Genomic DNA, 20,225 nt, shown 5'->3' with positions numbered 1-20,225 from the left:
CGGTAGGTGCAGACGAGGGCGGCCCACCCGCCCGTCACTGCTTGCCAGTCGTACGCATCCGGCAAGAGCGAGGGCCCCTTCGAACGGTTCCGCCACCGCACGATCCGTGCACCGCGGGACCAGAGCTGTTCCCTCCGCCCTGTCGTCCCGTCAGGTTGCCGGAACATGACACCGTCGGCGCGGCGGACGCCGGTTGACTCCCGTTTGGGGTTCCGTTCGCTGAGCGTTCAACCGGTGATCCCTGTCAGAGTCGTGTGTGCTTCCTAGGGTCCAGAAGGCCTTCCGAAAGAAGGGGCTCATGGGCTCACCGCTCGCGATCCGGGCTCGCGGCATCACCAAGTGCTTCGGTGATGTCGTCGCGCTCGACGGCGTCGACCTGGATGTGGCGCAGGGACAGCTCCACGGCCTGGTCGGTCCGAACGGCGCCGGCAAGACGACGCTGCTCGGCCTCCTGCTCGGCCTGGCCGTGGCCGACAGCGGAAGTCTGGAGATCCTCGGCACGCCGGTGGGCCGGGCGTTCGAAGCGCCCGGCGGTGTCGCCGGGTTCGTGGACGGGCCGGGGCTGTACCCCTCGCTCACCGCCCGGCAGAACCTCGCCGCGCTCGCCGCTCTGCGCGGCGAGGACACCCGGTCGGCCGGGATCGACGACGCACTCCGGCAGGTGGGGCTCACGGACGTCGCCGACGACCGTACCCGCGGCTTCTCCCTGGGCATGCGCCAACGGCTCGGCCTCGCCGCGGCCCTGCTCACCGAGCCGCGGCTGCTCGTCCTGGACGAACCCTCCAACGGCCTGGACCCGGCCGGGAAGAAGCACGTCCACGGCGTTCTCACCCGGCTCGCGCGGCAGGGAACGAGCGTCGTGCTCTCCAGCCACCGCATGGACGACCTGGAGGCCCTGTGTTCCGAGGTCACCATCCTCGCGACCGGGCGGACCGTCTTCTCCGGGCCGCTGGGCGAGCTGGCCGCCGAGAACCGTGAACTCGACTACCGGCTGATCACGTCCGACCCGCCGCGCGCACGCCGGCTGGCCGCCGACGCGCCGGGAATCCGCCCGGCCGAGGACAGCGCGGGACGCCAGGGCGGGGAGGTCCTCGTGGTGCGCGCGTCGGTGCCCGCCCTCGACGACCTGGTGGTGCGGCTCGTCCGCGAGGGCATCGCGCTGCGCGAACTCGCCCCTCTCGTCTCCCCGTTGGAGACGGCCTTCCTGGCTCTGACCGAGCAACGGCAGACCGACGCCCAGCAGCAGGAGACCGGTCGATGACCGCAACCGCAAGCCCCACCCCTACCGCCGTGCCCCCTGCCCGAGTGCGCACATCCGCACCGGGCCGCGTCACAGCCGCCCGCAGCTATCGCTTCGAGGTCGTCAAGCTCCTCTCCCAATGGCGGATCCGCCTCCTGCTCCTCGCCTGCTGGCTCGCGCCGGCGCTCTTCGTGGCCGGGGTGAGCGCGCAGAGCACGCTGCCCACGGACACCCTCTTCGGCCGCTGGATGCACGCCACCGGGTGGGCCGGGCCGCTGGTGACGCTCGGTTTCGCCGGCGCCTGGGCGCTTCCGCTGCTCACCGCCATCGTCGCCGGCGACGTGTTCGCCTGCGAGGACCGGCTCGGCACCTGGCGCCACCTTCTCGTCGCCGTCCGCTCGCCCCGGCGGATCTTCGTGGCGAAGGTGCTGGCCGGCCTCACCGTCATCCTGCTCCTCGTGGCCGGGCTGGCCGTCTCCAGCACGGTCGGCGGCCTGCTGGCCGTCGGCAACCGGCCGCTGGTCGGCCTCGACGGCCATCTGCTCGCGCCCGGGGACGCCGCCGGCACGGTCCTGCTCGCCTGGGTCTGCGTGCTCGCCCCGACCCTGGCCCTCGCCGGAATCGGGCTCCTCGGTTCGGTGGCACTCGGGCGCTCCCCGATGGGCCTGCTGCTGCCCGCGATCGTCGCGCCGGCGATGCAGCTCGCCCAGATGCTGCCGCTCCCCGTCGCCGTACGCCTCGCCCTGCCCGGCGACGCCTTCCTGACCTGGAACGGCCTGTTCACCAGCCCGGCGCAGCTCACCCCGCTCCTCATCGGCATCGCTGTCAGTCTCCTGTGGGCCGTGACGGCGACGGCGCTGGCCCATGTCCTCTTCGTACGGCGCGACTTCACCAACCCCACCGACGACGGCTCGGCGCGCCGCGCGTTCACCACGGCCGCCCTGCCGCTCGCGGGGCTGCTCGGCGTGACGGTCGCGGTCGTGGCGGCGACGACCACGGCCCCCGGCTCCGGGATCGAGCAGGCCAAGGTGCAGCAGTCGCTCGCCACCGAGTTCGCCCATCTGTACCGCATACAGACCGAACAGCTCCACCGGCCCGCTGTCACCGAGGCGCGGTTGAGGACCGCGGCGGCGTGCGCGAAGGCCGGTGTCCAGGACGGCGCCCGGGGCCCGGGCAACGACTGGCGGTGCGTCGTCTCCTGGCATCTGCCGGGCGTGGCGGCCACCGGGTCGGCCGTCTACCAGCTCGACATCACCGCGGACGGGCGGTTCGTCGCCGACGGCGACGGGCCGAAGGAGGTGAACGGCTACTTCCTGGTGCGGACTTCGACGGGAGACGCACCGAACCCGCTGTGGCAGTTCGACGGCGACGTCGACCTGCTCGCCACCTCCCCGCACTCCCCCGCTCCCTGAACTCTTCCTCTCCGGCCACCCCCCAACTCCCCGAATTCCCGAAGGGAATGACGTCATGCAGATAGCACGCCGCCGCCGGCAGGCCGAGAAGACGCACTACGACCTGCTGGGCAGACGTGTCAGCCGCCGGGCCACGCTGGTCACGGCATGTATCACCACGGCCGCCCTGGCCACCGGCACCGCCGTCGCCGAGACCCGCCAGTTCGGCACCGACCAGGTCGGCCAGGTCACCGACAGGGGCCAGGTCGTCTCCGCCGACCAGTACATCGCCCCCTACGGCGACCGCCTCGTCATCAACGACGGCAAGATCATGTCGTCGGCGGTCAGCCCGGACGGCAGCCACCTCGCCGCCGCGGTCACCGACGGCGACGCCACGCTGGTCGTCGTGGACCTCGCGAGCGGGCGGATCAAGCAGCGTGTGGGCACCAGTGCCGCAGACGACCTGCGCATCAGCAGCGGCTCCGTCGGCCAGGAAGGTCCGACGTACTCACCCGACGGCAAGCAGCTCTGGCTGGGCCAGGCCGACGGCTGCACCAGGTTCACCGTGAACGCGGACGGCACCCTCGCCGACCCGGTGACCGTCAAGGTCCCGGCCGACGGCGGCAAGCAGGCCCTGGTCGCCGCGGCGGTGTTCTCCGCCGACGGCTCCACCGTGTACGCCGCGGTCAACGGCCAGAACCGGGTGGTGGCGATCGACGCGGCGACCGGGGCCGTCAAGCGGAGCTGGGCGGTGGGCAACGCCCCGCGCGGCATGGCCCGGGTCGGCGACAAGCTCTACGTCAGCAACGAGGGCGGACGGCCCGCGAAGGCCGGGGACTCCACGCTCAACTCCTACGGCACCCAGGTGCCGGCCGACCCCGAGACCGGCGCGACCACCAGCGGCACGGTCAGCGTCATCGACCTGGCCGACCCGTCCGCCGCCGTCGCCACCGTCGACGTCGGCCTGCACCCGACCGCCGTGTACGCCCGGCGCGGCGCGGTGTTCGTCACCAACACCGCCGACAACAACGTGTCGGTCATCGACACCGCCAACGGCAAGGTCGTACAGACCATCTCCACCCAGCCGTGGCCGGAGGCCTCGGTCGGTTACGAGCCCGACGCCGTGACCCTCACCGACGACGGCCACCTGCTGGTGACGCTCGGCCGCGCCAACGCCGTCGCCGTCTACCGCTACACCTCCCCGCAGGAGCCGGTCAGCTACATCGGCCTGCTCCCGACGGACTACTTCCCCGCCGAGATCGCCACCGTGGGCAAGAAGGTCGTCGTCTCCCACACCCGCGGCATCGACGCGCGCCGCCCCGACAGCGCCGGCCACGCCACGCACGACACGACCTCCAGCCTGACGCAGTTCACCCTGCCCAGCGACCGTGTCATCCGCTCCCGGACCGCCGACGTCTTCCGGCAGAACGGCTGGAGCGCCGGCTCCGTCCCGCTGGCCGAGGGCCACCGCCGCGCCAGGCCGCAGCCGGTGCCGGCGCGGATCGGCGACCCGTCGACGATCAAGCACGTCTTCCTGATCGTCAAGGAGAACCGCACCTACGACCAGGTCCTCGGTGACATCCCCGAGGGCGACGGCGACCCGTCGCTGACGCAGTTCGGCGAGAACGTGACGCCGAACCAGCACGCGCTGGCCGAGCAGTTCGGGCTGTACGACAACACGTACGACATCGGCACCAACTCCGCCGAGGGCCACAACTGGCTGATGCAGGCCGACAACCCCGAGTACACCGAGTCCTCGGCCGGCGAGTACAAGCGCAGCTACGACACCGAGGACGACGCCCTCGGCCACCAGAAGACCGGTTTTCTGTGGACGGGCGCGCAGGCGGCGGGCAAGAGCGTGCGGGACTTCGGCGAGTTCCAGCAGTTCCTGACCAAGCCGTCCGGCGCGAGCTGGCAGAACCTGTACTGCGACGCCAAGGACATGGACGCGACCGGCCGGGCCACCGCCTACCCGCTGAACTCCTCCTCGCCGATCCCGTCGCTCAACAGCGTGTCGGTGCCCGGCTTCCCCAAGTTCGACACCAGCGTCCCGGACCTGTACCGGTACGAGATCTGGAAGCAGGACTTCGAGAAGAACGGCCCGGCGAACCTGAACATGTTCTGGCTCTCCAGCGACCACACCGGTGGCCCGGCGAGTCCGGCCGCCCAGGTCGCCGACAACGACCTCGCCACCGGCAAGATCATCGACAGGATCTCGCACAGCAAGTACTGGAAGGACTCGGCGATCTTCGTCGTCGAGGACGACTCCCAGGCCGGCCTGGACCACGTCGACGGCCACCGCGCCCCGGTGCAGATCATCAGCCCGTGGGCCCGGCACCACACCGTCGACAGCCGCTACTACTCGCAGATCACGATGGTCCGCACCATCGAGCAGATCCTCGGGATCCACCCGATGAACCAGAAGGACAGCGCGGCCACCCCCATGCGGGGCGCGTTCACCCGGCACCCCGACGACACGCCGTTCACCGCCCTGCCCAACCGCACCTCACTGACCGACGGCCTGAAGACCCCGCCGTCCTGCGGCGTGGACACGCCCGCCGCGCAGGACCCCGAGGCAGCGGCCGTACCGGCGACGAGGACGCCGGCGGACAAGAAGTCCCTCGCCGCCGCGTGGGACGCCTGGAAGTCCAAGCAGCACCTGACCGGCCCCCATGCCGTCCCCGACTACGCCAACCCGGCTCAGATGAACCACCTCACCTGGTACCAGACCCACAACTGGACGCGCCCGTACCCCGGCGAGAAGAAGATCCACACCCCCGACGACGTGCCCGGCGCCTACCTCCCGTCGCCGGAGTCCGACAACTGACACACACCGCACCGGCAACGACCCCGGCCGGGCCTGCCCCGCCGCTCCCACAGGCGCCGGGGCAGGTGACGGGCCGGGATCGCCGCTCCGGGAACGGCGGTCAGTGCAGGATGCTGACGGCTCGTGCGATCACGAGGAGTGAGGTCATGAGGGCGGAGATGCTCTGCACGCTCATCATGACTTTCGCGCGGGTCGACAGCGGCATCGTGTCGGTCGGACTGAAGGCCGTGGAGTTGGTGACGGACACATACAGGTAGTCCACCAGAGTGGGGACCCAGTCCGACGCGCCGCTCGCGCCGTCGGCGACTTCCTGGACGGCGTCGTCGTTCTCGTCCTGCGAGAAACGGAAGTCCGCCAGGGGCAGAGCGGAGCGGGGCGCCTGGGTGCGGCTGACAGGGCCGCCCCGGTCCAGTTCCCAGTAGGCCAGACCGAAGACGATGATGTTGGTGAGCCAGACCTGCAGCGCCGCCACCAGCAGGGAGCGGCCGTCCTTCACCCCTGCGTACACCAGCTCATGGATCAGGATGGTCAGTGCCACGAGATTGCTGACCGCGATGACGGCCACGAGCGTCAGCGAGCACACCCGGAAGGCCTTGGTCTGCCGGGTCAGACGCTTCGGGTTGATCGCGATGAGCGGGATGAGCAGCAGACACTCCAGGGCGGGCAGCACGTAACGGGGAGCGACCAACAGCCGTTGCGGCAGGACCAGGTACAGAGCGATGGCGGCGAGCGTCGCCACAACGGCCGGCAGCCGTGCCTCGCCCCTGCGCTCATGTCGAGGATGCCTGACGCTCGCATCCGCACGCGTACGCGCCATACCGCCTGGCCCTTCCGGTCGCTGCCACGGGACCCGCGCATCCCTCGGCGACGCGGGTCGCCGGGCATCCCCGGCATTCACCCCCTTATACAGTGTCGATCAGCCCGAGGGACCCGAGGCGGCACGCGACGGGCGGCCCGTGTCCGGCCGTTCCGGGCGGGCGTCGCACCGGGGCGGGGGCCTGTCCGGGGTCAGGACTGCTCCGCCGCCAGGGCGCAGAGCTGGGAGCGGTTGGGCAGCCCGGTCTTGGCGATCAGGCTGGCGACGTGTTTCTCGACGGTGCGCGGCGATATGAAGAGCCGGGCGGCGATGTCCTTGTTGCTGGGGCGGTCGGCCAGCAGCCGGAAGATCTCGTACTCGCGGACCGTCATGCCCCTGAGGCGCAGCTCCGGCGGGATCTGATCGCTGCCGGTGCGGTGCTGGCGTACCGGCGCGCCGATCGCGCGGAGGAGGGTCCGGCAAGCGCCGACCACCGCGGTGGCGGAGGTCTCGCGGAAGTGGTGCTCGGCTTCCCGCAGCCATCTTTCCGGATCGCCCCAGCTCAGCGCGTGGGCCTCCTCCGCGACCAGCCGCTGCCCGAGGTGGCGGGCGGTGGGGTAGAGCGCGCCCGCCTTCTGGGCGAGAAGTGCCGTGCGTCCGGCCGGCTCCGGCCGGCCCTCCCGGCCGAGCAGGACGGCCTCGGCGAGCAGGACGAAGTGGCGGTTCCACCGCATCCGTCCCGCGGCACTGGCGGCCACCCGGTCGAGGTGGTCGCGGTCGGCCCGGCCGTCCAGGGTGTCGAGCAGCAGGCCGAGGCCGTGCCGTCCACTCAGGTGGAAGGTGGTCGGGTTCTCGGCCTCCAGCGCCTGGAGGTCGGCCATGTTCCGGGCCGCCCGGTCCCGGTCCTCCTCCAGGAGGGCGCAGAAGACCTGGGCCAGGCCGAGGGCCAGCGGCTCCTCGGGTGAGCAGTTCCCGCCCCAGCGTCTGAAGTCGGTCAAGGCCTCCTCCATGGCGGTCCGGTCGCCCTGGTGGGCCGCCAGCACCGAGCGGGTCATCAGCAGGTAGCGGGCCACGGGTGTCAGCTTCAGGCGGGCTGCCATGGTCAGCGTCTCGTCGCCCAGCGCCCGGGCCTCGGTGAACCGGCCGCACAGCACATCGTGCAGGGTGAGGATTCCGTCGATGTCGTAGACGACGGTGACCGCGCCCAGCCGGCGTGCCTCCGTGCGGGCCTCGTCCAGGGTGGCGGTGCTGCCGTCGTCCAGCCAGCGGATGCCGCCGAGGCGGGTGAGCGCGTACATCCGCTGGAGCGGCAGGCTGTGCCGCTCGGCGGTGCTCATCGCCCGTTCCAGGTAGGTGCTGGCCTCCGACAGGTCGCGTTCGCGGGCGACCACGCCCAGCAGCTCCCACGCCTGGCAGGCGACCAGGGGCAGGCCGTGCCGCTCGGCGGTGCCGAGCGCGGCCCGGGCCAGCCGCTCGGCCCGCTGGGTGCGGTCCTGTCCGGGCGTGTCGAGGCACAGGTACGCCTCCACCACGTCGGTGAGCGCGGTGTGGGCCTCGTCCGGCGCCGTCCCCAGCAGGGCGCGGGCCCGTTCGATCTGGTTGTTGCCGTCGGCCCAGCGACCCGCCCGGTACGCCACGTGCGCGAGGCGGGTGTGCAGGGCCGCCAGCCGGGCCGCGCCCAGGCCGGCTCCGACGAGTTCGCGCAGGCTGCCGGAGAGGCTGAGGGCGCGGGTCAGGTCGCCGGTCTCCGCGAGCGCGGGCAGGAGTGCCTCCAGGGCTTCGGCGCGGGCGGCGAAGTCGCCGCCCCCCGCCAGCAACCGCTCGGCGCGGTCGAGCAGGGCGACCGCGGATCCGACCGAGCCGTCGGCGAGGGCACGGCGCCCGGCCTCGGTGAACAGCCGGCCGGCCCGGACGGGGTCGCCGGCGTCGGCGCGCAGGGTCGCCGCCAGTGGGCACCAGTCGCCCGGCAGGCCGGGGTTGAGGGCCTCGATCGCGTTCGCGGCCTGGTGGGACAGGGCGGCCCGGGCGGTCGGGGTGAGCTGCGCGAGCAGCGCCTCGGCGGTCAGCGGATGCTGGAACGCGTACCAGTCGGGGGCGGGTTCGTCGGCCGCGACCAGCCGGGCGGCCACGCTCGCGTGCAGGTGGGTGAGCAGGCTCCGGTCGTCGACGCCGGTCATCAACTGGAGCACCGACAGGGGGAACCGCCGGCCCAGCACGGCGGCGGCGGAGAGGAGGGTCCGCCCTTGCGGGCCGAGCTGGTCGATGCGGTGGATGGCGCCCTCCAGCAGCGCCCTGGGCATGTTGCGGCGCAGGTCGCCGACCACCCGCCAGGCGGCGCCCTCGCGGACGAGCGAGCCGCCGGCGACCGCGCCCTGGAGGAGCTCCTCGACCAGTAACGGGATGCCCGCGCTGTCCTCCCACATCTGGAGGAGCACCTCGGCGGGCATCAGGCCGGGGTCGGTGTCCAGGCAGGAGGCGATCATCCGGCCGACCTGGTCGGCGTCCAGCGGTGCCAGCCGGAACACCGTCGCGCTGCCACGGCGCCCGGCGGACTCGGCGAGGCGCAGCGCCTCGCCGGGCTCCGACCGGATGGTCGCCACCAGCATCAGCGGCTGCTGTTCCAGGTTGTCCACCAGGTACTCGACGACGGCGAGGGTCTCGGTGTCGGCGTCGTGCAGGTCCTCCAGCACGAGCAGGCAGCCCTTCTCGCGGCCGGCGGAGGCGAGCAGCCGCAGGACCGCCTCGGCGAGCACCACCGTCGATCCCTGGTCGGGGGCGCCGGTGCTCCAGCCCGGGATGAGCCGCCCGAGCACCGGGCGGTACGGCCCGAGGCTCGCCTCGTCGGGTGTCACCCCGCCGCGGGAGAGCGGCATCAGGGCCTCGGTGAGCGGCCGGAGCGGCACCATCGGTCCGATGGTGCTGCTCCGGCCCCTCAGGACCCGGACGCCGGCGTCCAGTGCCGATCCGATCAACTCGGCGACCAGCCGCGACTTACCGATTCCCCCCTCTCCGACCAGAAACGCCGTGCCTCCGCGTGACCGGTCCAGATCCTGCAACGATTCGCCGAGCTCGGTGACTTCGGCCTCACGGCCAATGAGATGAGCTGCCCGCAGACGCATACCTCCGGATAGTAGTCACTTGTCTCACGAAGGTCGCACACCTGCTCGGACGGGATCGTGGGTGACGGCAGGTCAGAACGGCACCGACACGGTGGTCATGCTGGCGGAGCCGAGGCCGATCACCACACCGCTGCCGAGGTTCATTCCGGCCAGCGCCCGGGTCCTGGCGCACGCCCCGTTCCAGCGGACCAGTCGGATCTCGCCGGCCGGGTCGGTGCCCGTCGCGGACGCGCTTGTGGCCTCGCCGCGGACGGTACCGTTCTGCAGGAAGTGGGACATGGGTCTTCCTTTCCATGGAAAGCGATCCGACCTGGGATCGTTCTGTTGTCAACTGTTGCACTGTCCGAGAAGGTCGTCGTGGTGTCCGCGCCGCGGGCACCGGACGGACGGCGGTACCAGGGCGCTCGGCCCTACCCGCCGCCCGGGGCGGGGTCGAGCAGCAGGACCGAGGGCACGGTGTCGGCGAAGCCCAGCCGGAGGAGCTGGTAGCCGATGCCCGACAGCCCGGTGAGCAGGCCGGGCGTCGGTACGTGCCCGGGCGTCCCGCAGCGCGGCCCCCAGTCGTGGAGCACTCCGAGGACCGGGCCGATCCGGCCGGTCAGGCTGGTCCGCGCCTCGGCGTGGCCGCGCCCGGCGAGGGCGGCCACCGCCTCCGCGATGCCCAGCTCGCCGTGGCACAGGCTGAGGTCGGCCACGGGTGGGTGCTCGGTGAGCCGGCGGCTCGCGTCCCGGGCCGGGCCGTCCGCCGGCTGCGGACAGAGTCCGGCGTCGGCCGCCGCCAGCACGACGCCGGTCGCGCCGGAACACCAGCCCACGTCGAGCCGGTCCGCCGCCGCGAGTGCGGCGGTCAGCCTGGCCCGGCCCGCCGCGCCGGCCCGTGCGCCCAGCGGGCCGCCGGCGAACCGGGCGTGCCGGGTGAGGGCCCAGCCGATCCCGGCCTCGCCGAAGGCGAAGCCGAAGCGCTCCGGCAGCCCGTCGCCGGGCCGGCCGGCCGGCCCGAGCCGCAGCAGCCGTTCGGCGATCCGGTCGGCGAGTTCGGCGGCCTGCGGCAGTCCGCGCTCGCGGTGCACCGCGTGCAGGGCGGCGAGCGCTCCGGCCAGGCCGGCCGACACGTCCGGTGGGGTGTCGTCGCCGAGCGCCGCCAGCGCCAGGGCGTCCAGCGCCGTCGGCAGGCACGCGGCGAGGTCGTCGCCGACCAGGGTGGCCACCCGTGCGAGGGCGTAACAGACGCCGCCCAGGCCTTCGAAGCCGCCCGGGCCCACGGCCCGGCTCAGCGCCGGGTCGGCGGCGATCGCGGCGACGAGTTCGGGCACCGGGGCGAGTGCCGCCCGGGCCAGCTCGGTGTGCCGGGCGGAGCCGGTGAGCGCGCCGAACTGGGCCAGGAACAGGGCCACCCCGGTGTACCCCTGGGCCAGTCCGGCGCCCATGGGCAGTACCGTCCAGCGGTCGTCGACCGCCTCCAGGCCGATCCAGTTGACCCGCCCGTGCCCGCGGACGGACCGGCCGGCGATCTCGTCGGCGATCCCGGTGGCGGCGGCCAGCAGCGCGGAGGGTTCCGACAGGGCGGCGGGAGCCGGGCGGGCCCGGCGACCCACCCGGTGGCGGGGTCCGGCGGCGCCCGGTTCCGTGGACGCCAGGGTGGCCGAGATGATCCACTCCTGGGCGTGGCGGTCGACGGTGCTCATGGTGGCGAGCTTCGCCCGTGCCGAGGCGAGGCCGGAGGTGTCCAGGACGCCGTCCACCGGGCTGCCGTCCGAGGCGAAGACCTCCGGTGAGCCGGGCCGGTGGAAGAAGACGGGGACGTCGCCGTCCCACAGGTCGGCGATCTCGTACTCGATGAGGGCCTGGCGGGCCGGGTCGCCGTCCGACTCGGCCCACAGCACCGCGAACATGGCGTCCCGGTCGAGCCCGTCGCGCAGCACCTGCGGATGGGTCGCCTCCTCCAGCAGGGTGGCGTACAGCACGGTGGGACGGGCCACGAGCCGGCCGACCGCGTCCGCGCCGGCGGCCAGCGGCGCGGCCGGGCCGGACAGTTCGTCGCGGTGCCGGACGACGGCGTCGTACCCGGTGCGGAATCCGGCCAGGACCGCGGCCAGCCGGTCGGCACTCCTGGGTGCCGTCGCGGCGCTGTACGGCCGGTTGAGCGCGCCGGTGAACGGCGCCGGGCGGCGGACCAGGCGCATCCGGTCCGTGCCGGCGTCCTCCCAGATCATCCGGGTGTTGGGGAACTCCCCGCCGGGTGCGCCGCCCAGCGCGGAAATGTCGACGGCGCCCAGCTCGCCCAGCATGAGCTGCGGCAGCAGGCAGGTACGGTGCACCGAGGAGGCGTGCGCCCCGGCGGCCGGATCCGGCCGGGTGGTTCCCCCTTCCCGCAGGACGGGGTGCAGCAGTGTCTCTACGTCGACGAGCACGGGCTGGTCGCCGTGGGCGAGGAGGTTCTCGCAGTGCAGGTCCACCCCTTCGAGGGTGTAGGCCAGCGCGATCAGCGCGCCCTGCCGACGGTGGAACCGGTCGATCTCGGTCAGCGAACGGCACGTCCGGTGGTCGATGTACTCCAGCCATCCGTAGCCGTCCCCGGCCACCCAGCGCGGGGTGCGCAGTCCCAGGCCGGGCACCTTGGCGTCCAGCCAGCCGGCCATGTGGTCGAGCAGGGCGTGCTGGTCGACCGGCCGCGGCTTGTAGACCGCGCTGCCGTCGGCGAACCGGAGCACCGCCACCGACCTGCCCTGCTGGTGCAGGTCTCCCAGCCCCAGCCGTACGGCGGTCAGTGGGCCGGGGTCCCGCCCGCCGAACAGTGCGTCGGCCAGCTTCCGCCGGTCGGCGGCGAGCCGTGTCAGCAGCTCGGCGCCGGACCGGGCGGTGTGCCGGCAGGTCCGGGCCAGCAGACGGGCGAGCACCGGGTATCCGGTGAAGAACCGGGCGAGTCCCGCCCTGGTGCCCGCCCGGGCGGCGAAGTCGGCGAACCGGTCCGCCGCGGTGGCGCCGGACAGGTCGCCCGCGTCCCGCGCGGCGGCGAGCTCGACGACCAGTGTCCGGGCGGCCGCCTTGGCCAGCCGCCGTGCCAGCCAGTGCGCGTACTCCCGGGCGAACACCGCCACCTCGCCGGGCTCGGCGCCGCCCGTCCCGGCTTGTTCGACCAGTTCGGCGACGGCCGCCGTCACCAGCGGGCGCAGCACCGGTTCGAACACCGCCGCCCCGTCCGCCGCGTCGGCGGGCACGGTCACCGCGCCCGCGCGGACGCCCTCGGGTGTCTCCGGAGCCGCGGTGACCGCCCCCTCCACGAACACCGCCCACTGCGGCTTGGCGAGCCGGCCGGCCAGCCGGGCCGGCGGTTCGGCGGCGAGCGCCGCCACCAGCCGGGCGTCGGCGCCCAGTCGGGCCGAGCGCACGGACTCGCAGGCCTGCTCGACCGCCGAGCGGGTGCGCGGCCCGGCGGCGGGGCCCGCCGCCGGCGCCGCCGGCGGGTACGGGGCCGACAGCCGTTCGCGCAGTGTCGCGGCCGGCGCCCACCAGGAGGGCGTCACCCCCGTGACGGGGGATGCGGTGTCGGTTGTGGTCACATCCGCCACTCTTCCAGCGGCGTCACCCGCCCGTACAGGGGAGGGGCACCCGTACATTTCGCGGCGGACTACCCAGTCGCCGTCACCGCCGCGCCCCCCTTTGCGCCGCCGGGCGGCGCGGCGGGGCCCCCGAGCGACCACGGCGGCGCCGCTTCCGCGTCACCGGGCTCCCGGCGGCCGGTGCCGCCCGGCGGTGCCCGGCCGTCTGTGGCCGGGCCGCCGGTGTGCGGCCCCGGGGCGGGGCCGGCGGGGTGCGGAAATGCGGGTGATCGCACCCCATGCGGTGCGGCGTACGGGTTGCCGAAACTCCTCGCCGAGAGGTTCGTCGCACGCTGACCGAGGAGTGCACATGGGCAACCCCCTACCGCTTTGCGTCGTGGCTCTGGACCCGCTGCTCGAAGCCGGCGCCGTCAGCGCCCTGTCCGGCAACCCGGACATCACGCTGGTCCAGCCGGAGGAGAAGGCGGACGTGGCCGTCGTGATCTTCGACCGAGTGGGCCGCCGGGAACTCGACCTGGTGAACGCGACCGGCACCGGCCCGCACAGGCCCGCCATCATCGTGATCGCCTCCGACCTGTCCCCGGCCGAGGCCGCGGACGCCATCAACGCCGGGGCCCGCGGCCTCCTGCGCCGGAACGAGGTCAACGCCGACCGGCTGGCGCGGACCGTGCTGACCGTGGCCGGCGGCGACTGCACCGTGCCCCCCGACCTGATCGACGGCCTCCTCGACCAGAGCACCGAGACCGACGCGCAGCCCGGCGCGCGGGGGCACGGACCTGACTGGGGCCTGGACGAGCGCGAACGCGCGGTCCTGCGGATGGTGGCCGACGGCCGGGAGACCGACGAGATCGCCAAGGAACTGTGCTACTCCGCGCGGACCGTGACCACCGTGGTCCGCGACATCACCCAGCGGTTCCGGCTGCGCAACCGCGCCCACGCGGTGGCCTACGCCCTGCGGACGGGTCTGCTGTGACCGCCCTCGTCCTCGAAGCGGCGCCGGAGGCCGGGCGGCGCGACGGCGCGCTGCGCGTGCACCTCGGCCCGGCGGGCGGGGCGGCCCGCGACACGGTGGCCGCCGGCCTGCGCCGGGCCGGCATCGAGCTGGCGGCCGTACACTCCGACGGGGCCGTCCGGGTGGCCGCCGGGCGGACGCCCGGTGCGGCGCTCGACGGCTGGCCGGAGCCCGGCGGCGGGCCCCTCCTGCTGGTCGCCGACATCTTCACCGCCGCGGGAGTGCGGCGGGCCGTCCGGGCCGGGGCGGTGGCCATGCTGCATTCCGCCGAGGCCACCCCGGAGCGTCTGCTCACCGCCGTCCACAGCGCCCGGTACGGGGAGGGCCGGATGCCCTACGGCGTCCTGGTCCGCCTCCTCGGCGAGGCGGGCGGCGACGACGCCGAGCGGCGGCACCCCACCCCCGGCTCGCCGCTGACGGCCCGGCAGACGACGGTGCTCACGCTGGTCGCCGAGGGGCACGGCAACGCGGCCATCGCCCGTGAACTCTCCTGCTCCCAGCACACCGTGAAGAACGTCATGTACGACCTGATGACCCGCCTCCAGGTCCGCAACCGGGCCCACGCGGTGGCGCACGGCGTCCGCACCGGGCTGATCTGACCCGGTCCCGGTGGCAGCCGCGACCAGAGACATTGACGCAGCAAAAGCCGCGACGCCTGCTGCCGTTCCTTCCCTACTGTGCCGCCGCACCAGAACGGCAAGCTCCGGGTGTGCCCCGACCACCCGAGGCGGGCGACGACCTACCCAACTCCTTGGAGGTGAGCCGGTGGACCGCGGTGACGGCCGGACGACATCCTTCTCGCAGCAACGGCTGTGGTTCCTCGACCAACTGCGACCCGGCACGGCGGACCATCTGCTTCCGCTGGCGCTGCGCCTGCGCGGCGACCTCGACGCCGAGGCCCTCGCCGGCGCCCTGGCCGACGTGGTCGACCGGCACGAGGTGCTGCGCACCCGGTACTCGGCCGCCGACGGCGAGCCGCGGGCATACGTGGTCCCGCGGGTGGAGGTTCCGCTGGACACGGTCGAGGCGCCCGCCGCCGGGGAGGCCGGCATCGCCGCGGTCCTCGGGCGCGCGGTGCACGGGCCGGTCGACCTGTCGACCGCGCCGCCGCTGCGGGCCACCCTGGCGCGGCTCGGGCCCGACGACCACCTGCTGGCCGTCGTGGTGCACCACATCGCCTTCGACTTCTCCTCCTGGAACATCTTCACCCGCGATCTGGCCGCGGCCTATCGCGCCAGGACCGCCGGTGTCTCCCAGGGGCTACCGGAGCTTCCCCTGCAGTACGCCGACCTCGCGGCCCGGCAGCGCGAGCGGTCGGCCGGCCCCCGGCTCGCCCGCAGCCTCGACCACTGGCGCACGCGGCTGGCGGGCCTGCCGCCACTGGACCTGCCGACCGACCGGCCCCGCCCCGCCGAGTTCGACGGCACCGCCGCCGTGACCCGGTGCACCCTCCCGGCCGACCTGGTGGCACAGGCCGACCGGCTGGCCCGGTCCCACCGCGCCACCCGGTTCATGGTGCTGCTCGCGGCATTCCAGGCCCAGCTTGGCCGGTACAGCGGACAGAGCGACTTCGCCGTCGGCACCCCGGTCGCGGGCCGCGGCCATGCCGCCGCCCGCGACCTCATCGGCCCCTTCGTCAACACCGTGGTCCTGCGCGCCGACCTGTCCGGCCGGCCGAGCTTCGGCGAGCTGGTGGACCGGGTCCGGGACGCGTCCCTGGCCGACCTCACACACGCCGACACACCGTTCGAACGCGTGGTCGGCGAGCTGGCCCCGCCCCGCGACCTCAGCCGCAACCCCCTCTTCCAGGTCTCCTTCCTGACCCTCGACTCCCAGGCCGAGCCGCCCGACCTGCCCGGCCTGGCGGTCGAACTGGTGCCCACCCCGGTCGCCGGGACACCGTTCGATCTGGCGCTCGACCTGCTCGGACGCCCGGACGGCAGCCTGGGGCTGCGCCTGCAGTACGCCACCGCGCTGTTCGCGCCCGCGACGGCCGCCCGCCTCACGGAGGACTACGTCCGGCTGCTGCGCGGCATGCTCGCCGCCCCGGACGAGCCGCTGGTCGGCGTCACCGCCGAACTCGAACTGCTGCCCGACGGCGAACGCCGCCGCCGGCTCGCGCTCGGCCTCGGCAGCGCCCGCGCCGTACCCCCGCGGACCGTCACCGACCTGTTCGAGCAGCAGGTGCGCCGCACCCCGGACGCCACCGCCGTCCGCTCCGGGGACGGCGAGCTGAGCTACGCCGGGCTCGACGAGCGGGCCGACGGGCTGGCGCACCGGCTGCGCGCCCTCGGCGTCGGCCGCGGCACCCGGGTGGGCGTCCTGCTGGAGCGCGGCACCGGGCTCCTCGTCGCCCTGCTCGCCGTCCTCAAGGCGGACGCCGCCTACGTCCCGCTCGACCCCCTGCATCCCGCGCGGCGGCTCGGCCACCTGATCGAGGACACCAGGGCCGCCGTGGTCGTCACCACCGGCGCGCTGGCCGAACGCGTGGCCGGCACGGAGGCGAGGACCCTGTTGCTCGACGGCGCCCTGCCGCCGGCCGGACCGGCGCACCGGCTCGACCGGACCACCGGCCCGGACGACCTCGCGTACGTCTTCCACACGTCCGGCTCGACCGGCACACCCAAGGGCGTGCAGATCCCGCACCGTGCCCTGACCAACTTCCTGCACGCGATGACGGCCCGGCTGGAGCTGGGGCCGCAGGCCACCGTCCTCGGTGTCACCACCGCCTCCTTCGACCCCTCGATGCTGGAGCTGTGCCTGCCGCTGCTGACCGGCGCCCGGCTGGTGCTGGCCGACAGCGAGCAGGCCCGCGACCCGGAGCGCCTGATCCGTCTGATCGGCGAGGCCCGACCGGACCTGATCCAGGCCACCCCGTCGATGCTGCGGATGCTGGTCGACACCGGCTGGACGCCCGATCCCGGCCTGACCGTGCTGTCCGGCGGCGAGAAGCTCCACACCGACCTGGCCGCGGCGCTCGCCGCCGGTGGCGCTCCGGTCCTGGACCTCTACGGGCCGACCGAGGCCACGATCTGGACCAGCGTCGCCCGGCACGGTGCCGACGGGCAGGTACGGCGGTGGAGCGCGCTGGAGAACACCACCGTCCGGGTGCTCGACGACCGGCTGGAGCCGGTGGCCGAGGGCGGCACCGGGCAGGTCTGCATCGGCGGCGAAGGCCTCGCCTGGGGCTACCGGGGGCGGCCTGCCCAGACCGCCGGCGTCTTCCTCCCCGACCCGCACGCCACCGCGCCCGGCGGCCGGCTCTATGCCACCGGCGACCTCGGCAGGCTCCGCCCGGACGGCTCGCTGGAGATCCTGGGCCGCAGCGACCACCAGGTGAAGATCCGCGGCCACCGGATCGAACCGGGCGAGATCGAGGCCGCGTTGCTCGCCCTCGACGGCATCCGCGCCGCCGTGGTGCACCCGACGCCGGACGCCGGCGGCGGCCAGCAGCTCACCGCGTACCTGGTCGCGGAGGACGCCGGGAACCCTCCCACGCCCGACGCCCTGCGCGCCGAGCTGCTCGACTCCCTGCCCCACCACCTGGTCCCGGCCGCGTTCGTCCTGCTGGACGCCATCCCGACCGCGGTCAGCGGGAAGGTCGACCGCCACGCGCTGCCGGTGCCGGCGCCGCAGGCGGCCGGCCCGGCCACCGCTCCGCGCACCGCCCGGGAACGGTCCGTGGCCGAGGTCTGGGAGGAGGTCCTGGGCGCCACCGGGATCGGCGCCCACGACGACTTCTTCCTGCTCGGCGGGCACTCGCTGCTCGCCACCCGGGTGTCCGTGCGACTGCGCGCCGCCCTCGGGGTGGACGTCCCCGTGCGGGCACTGTTCGACCACCCCACCGTCGCCGCCCTCGCCGCGGCCCTCGACGGCTACCCGCGGTCGGCCGCGGACGGCCCCCTGCCGCGGCTGACCGCCCGCCCGCGCGGCGACCGCACGACCGCCGGCCGCTGACCGAAACCGCCCTCTCGCCCAAGGACCGCCATGACCCTCGCCCCCGTGACCACCGACACCTCCGTCTTCGAGAAGATCGAGTCCGAGGTGCGCATGTACTGCCGCACCTTCCCCGCGGTGTTCGAGCGCGCCAAGGGCGCGCTGCTGCACACCGACGACGGCCGGACCTTCATCGACTTCTTCTGCGGCGCCGGCAGCCTGAACTACGGGCACAACCACGACGCCGTCAAGCGGCGGATCGTCGACTACCTCTCCGACGACGGCCTCATGCACGGCCTCGACCTGCACACCGTCGCCAAGCGCGACTTCCTCACCCGGTTCACCGAGGTCGTGCTGCGGCCCCGCGGCCTCGACTACAAGGTGCAGTTCACCGGCCCGACCGGGACCGACGCGGTGGAGGCCGCCCTCAAGCTGGCCCGCCGGGCGACCGGTCGCACCGGCCTGACGGCCTTCACCGGCGCCTACCACGGTATGTCGCGCGGTTCGCTGGAGATCACCGGCAGCCGCCGCGCCCGCCGCGCGGGCGCGGTCGCCGGCGGGGACACGACCTTCATCCCCTTCGAGGACGGCCCGCTGGGCCCGTTCGACTCGATCGGCCTGATCGAGCGGCTGTGGGCCGACCCGTCCTCCGGCACCGAACTGCCCGCGGCGGTCGTCGTCGAACCGGTGCAGATGGAGGGCGGCGTCCACCCGGCGAGCCGGGAGTGGCTGCGCCGGCTGCGCGAGGTCACCGAACGGTACGGGGTGCTGCTGATCCTGGACGAGATCCAGACCGGCTGCGGTCGTACCGGCACGTTCTTCGGCTTCGAGGAATCCGGGATCGTGCCGGACATCGTCACCGTCTCCAAGTCCCTCAGCGGCTACGGGCTGCCGCTCTCGCTCACCCTGTTCCGCCGTGAGCTGGACCTCTGGCAGCCCGGCGAGCACACCGGCACGTTCCGCGGCAACCAGCTCGCCTTCGTCGCGGCCACCGCGGCGTGCGAACTGTGGCAGCAGGACGACTTCCTGACCGGCCTTCGGCAGGGCGCGCAGCGCCTCACCCGGTTCCGGGCCGACGTGGGTGCGCTGGACCCCGACCTCGGCCTGCGCGGCCGGGGAATGGTGCTCGGCATCGACACCGCCCGGGCCGGCGGTGCCGACCGGGCCGAGCGCGTCCAGCGCCACGCCTTCGAGCACGGCCTGATCGTCGAGCGCTGCGGCCGGTACGACGAGGTCCTCAAGGTGATGCCCCCGCTGACCGTCACACCCGGCCTGCTCGACGAGGGGCTCGGCATCCTGCACGACGCCCTGCGCGCGAACTGACGGCCGGCCACCCGAGGAGGAACGTCCGATGCCTCGACCCGACCGCCACCACCTGATCTCCGTCGACGACCTGACCGACCGGGAGCTGCGCTGGCTCGTGCACCGCGGCGCCCAGTACGCCGCCGGCGAGTGCGACGGCGCCCGACCGCTCGCCGACGCCGTCGTCGGCGTGCTGTTCCGCAAGACGTCCACCCGCACCCGGACCGCGTTCTCGGCCGGCGCGCTCCGGCTGGGCGGCCGGCTGATCACCTACGGTCCCGGCGACCTCCAGGAGAACACCGGGGAGAGTTCCGAGGACACCGGCGAGGTGCTCTCCGGCATGCTCGACGTGCTGGTGGCGCGTACCGCCGGCAGCACCGAGGAGCTGCGCGCCTACGCCGCCCAGCGACGGATGGCCGTGGTGAACGCGATGAGCGCCGCCGAGCACCCCACCCAGGCCCTCACCGACCTCACCACGATGCTCGGCCGCTTCGGGCGGATCGAGGGGCTGCGGGTGCTGTACGCCGGCGAGGGCAACAACACCGCCTCGGCGCTCGCCCTGGCCCTCAGCCGGTTCCCCGGCACCGAGCTGCACCTGCGGACCCCGGCCGGCTACGGACTCGACCTCGATTTCCTCGACCGGGCCCGCGGCCACGCCAAGGAGTCCGGCGCGCTGGTCGAGGAACGGCACGACATGGCCGACCTGCCGGAGGCCGACATCGTCTACACCACGCGCTGGCAGACGACCGGCACGACCAAGTACGACCCGGACTGGCGGCGCGTCTTCGCCCCGTTCCAGGTGGACGCCGCCGTGCTGGCGGCCTGCCCCGGCGCCGTCTTCATGCACGACCTGCCCGCGCACCGCGGCGACGAGGTGACCGGCGAGGTCCTGGACGGCCCCGCGAGCATCGCGTTCGAACAGGCCGAGAACAAGTACCACAGCGCCCGCGCCGTCCTGGAGTGGTGCCTCGGCGGCATCCCGGCAGAGCCGGCCTGACGACCGGCCGGCCGCCGGCCCGGCGCACATTTCCCAGGGAGGTAG

Annotated in this window: 12 protein-coding genes; 8 read left to right on the top strand and 4 right to left on the bottom strand. The window is 74.0% G+C overall.

Features of this window, described 5'->3' with window-relative positions:
• Positions 1-298: 298 nt before the first annotated feature.
• From D9753_RS34590 to D9753_RS34580, 3 genes are read left to right on the top strand one after another with little or no spacing between them, the layout of a single operon-like run.
• Complete coding sequence (locus tag D9753_RS34590; RefSeq protein WP_121790593.1) at positions 299-1,261, top strand: ABC transporter ATP-binding protein; 963 nt, start codon at positions 299-301, stop codon at positions 1,259-1,261.
• Complete coding sequence (locus D9753_RS34585) at positions 1,258-2,652, top strand: ABC transporter permease (protein WP_121790592.1); 1,395 nt, start codon at positions 1,258-1,260, stop codon at positions 2,650-2,652. The genes D9753_RS34590 and D9753_RS34585 overlap by 4 nt, the downstream gene beginning before the upstream one ends.
• A 55-nt stretch (positions 2,653-2,707) precedes the next feature.
• Positions 2,708-5,458 carry a bifunctional YncE family protein/alkaline phosphatase family protein gene (locus tag D9753_RS34580; RefSeq protein ID WP_121790591.1) on the top strand — a complete coding sequence of 917 codons (2,751 nt, stop codon included), beginning with the start codon at positions 2,708-2,710 and terminating at the stop codon, positions 5,456-5,458.
• Positions 5,459-5,558: 100 nt separating this feature from the next.
• Here the strand turns inward: D9753_RS34580 and D9753_RS34575 are convergent, their stop codons facing one another.
• From D9753_RS34575 to D9753_RS34560, 4 genes are all read right to left on the bottom strand, one after another.
• Positions 5,559-6,275 (bottom strand): hypothetical protein, encoded by a 717-nt coding sequence (locus D9753_RS34575; protein WP_121790590.1) that lies wholly within the window; start codon positions 6,273-6,275, stop codon positions 5,559-5,561.
• A gap of 191 nt (positions 6,276-6,466) precedes the next feature.
• Entirely contained in the window at positions 6,467-9,373 is a 2,907-nt protein-coding gene (locus tag D9753_RS34570; protein ID WP_121790589.1) for a helix-turn-helix transcriptional regulator, read from the bottom strand.
• A gap of 72 nt (positions 9,374-9,445) precedes the next feature.
• Complete coding sequence (locus D9753_RS34565; RefSeq protein WP_121790588.1) at positions 9,446-9,652, bottom strand: hypothetical protein; 207 nt, start codon at positions 9,650-9,652, stop codon at positions 9,446-9,448.
• Between the two features lie 131 nt (positions 9,653-9,783).
• A complete protein-coding gene (locus D9753_RS34560) occupies positions 9,784-12,933 on the bottom strand; it encodes a type 2 lanthipeptide synthetase LanM family protein (protein WP_240468368.1) in 3,150 nt (1,049 codons plus the stop codon).
• 349 nt (positions 12,934-13,282) lie between these two features.
• Between D9753_RS34560 and D9753_RS34555 the strand changes: the two genes are divergently transcribed.
• The 5 genes from D9753_RS34555 (at position 13,283) to D9753_RS34535 (ending at position 20,180) form a co-directional block, all read left to right on the top strand.
• Positions 13,283-13,906 (top strand): helix-turn-helix transcriptional regulator, encoded by a 624-nt coding sequence (locus D9753_RS34555; protein WP_121790586.1) that lies wholly within the window; start codon positions 13,283-13,285, stop codon positions 13,904-13,906.
• Positions 13,903-14,544, top strand: coding sequence for a helix-turn-helix transcriptional regulator (locus D9753_RS34550; RefSeq protein WP_205614336.1), 642 nt, complete (start codon positions 13,903-13,905; stop codon positions 14,542-14,544). The genes D9753_RS34555 and D9753_RS34550 overlap by 4 nt, the downstream gene beginning before the upstream one ends.
• Positions 14,545-14,710: 166 nt before the next feature.
• Positions 14,711-17,902, top strand: coding sequence for a non-ribosomal peptide synthetase (locus D9753_RS34545; protein ID WP_121790585.1), 3,192 nt, complete (start codon positions 14,711-14,713; stop codon positions 17,900-17,902).
• Positions 17,903-17,932: 30 nt separating this feature from the next.
• Positions 17,933-19,204: a diaminobutyrate--2-oxoglutarate transaminase gene (locus D9753_RS34540; protein ID WP_121790584.1), complete on the top strand. Its 1,272-nt coding sequence runs from the start codon at positions 17,933-17,935 to the stop codon at positions 19,202-19,204.
• A 28-nt stretch (positions 19,205-19,232) separates the two neighbouring features.
• A complete protein-coding gene (locus D9753_RS34535) occupies positions 19,233-20,180 on the top strand; it encodes an ornithine carbamoyltransferase (RefSeq protein ID WP_121790583.1) in 948 nt (315 codons plus the stop codon).
• The last annotated feature ends 45 nt before the right edge of the window (positions 20,181-20,225 follow it).

The sequence above is a fragment of the Streptomyces dangxiongensis genome (assembly GCF_003675325.1).
In the GTDB taxonomy this organism is placed as follows: domain Bacteria; phylum Actinomycetota; class Actinomycetes; order Streptomycetales; family Streptomycetaceae; genus Streptomyces; species Streptomyces dangxiongensis.
This window is presented reverse-complemented; position numbering and strand designations above follow the sequence as displayed.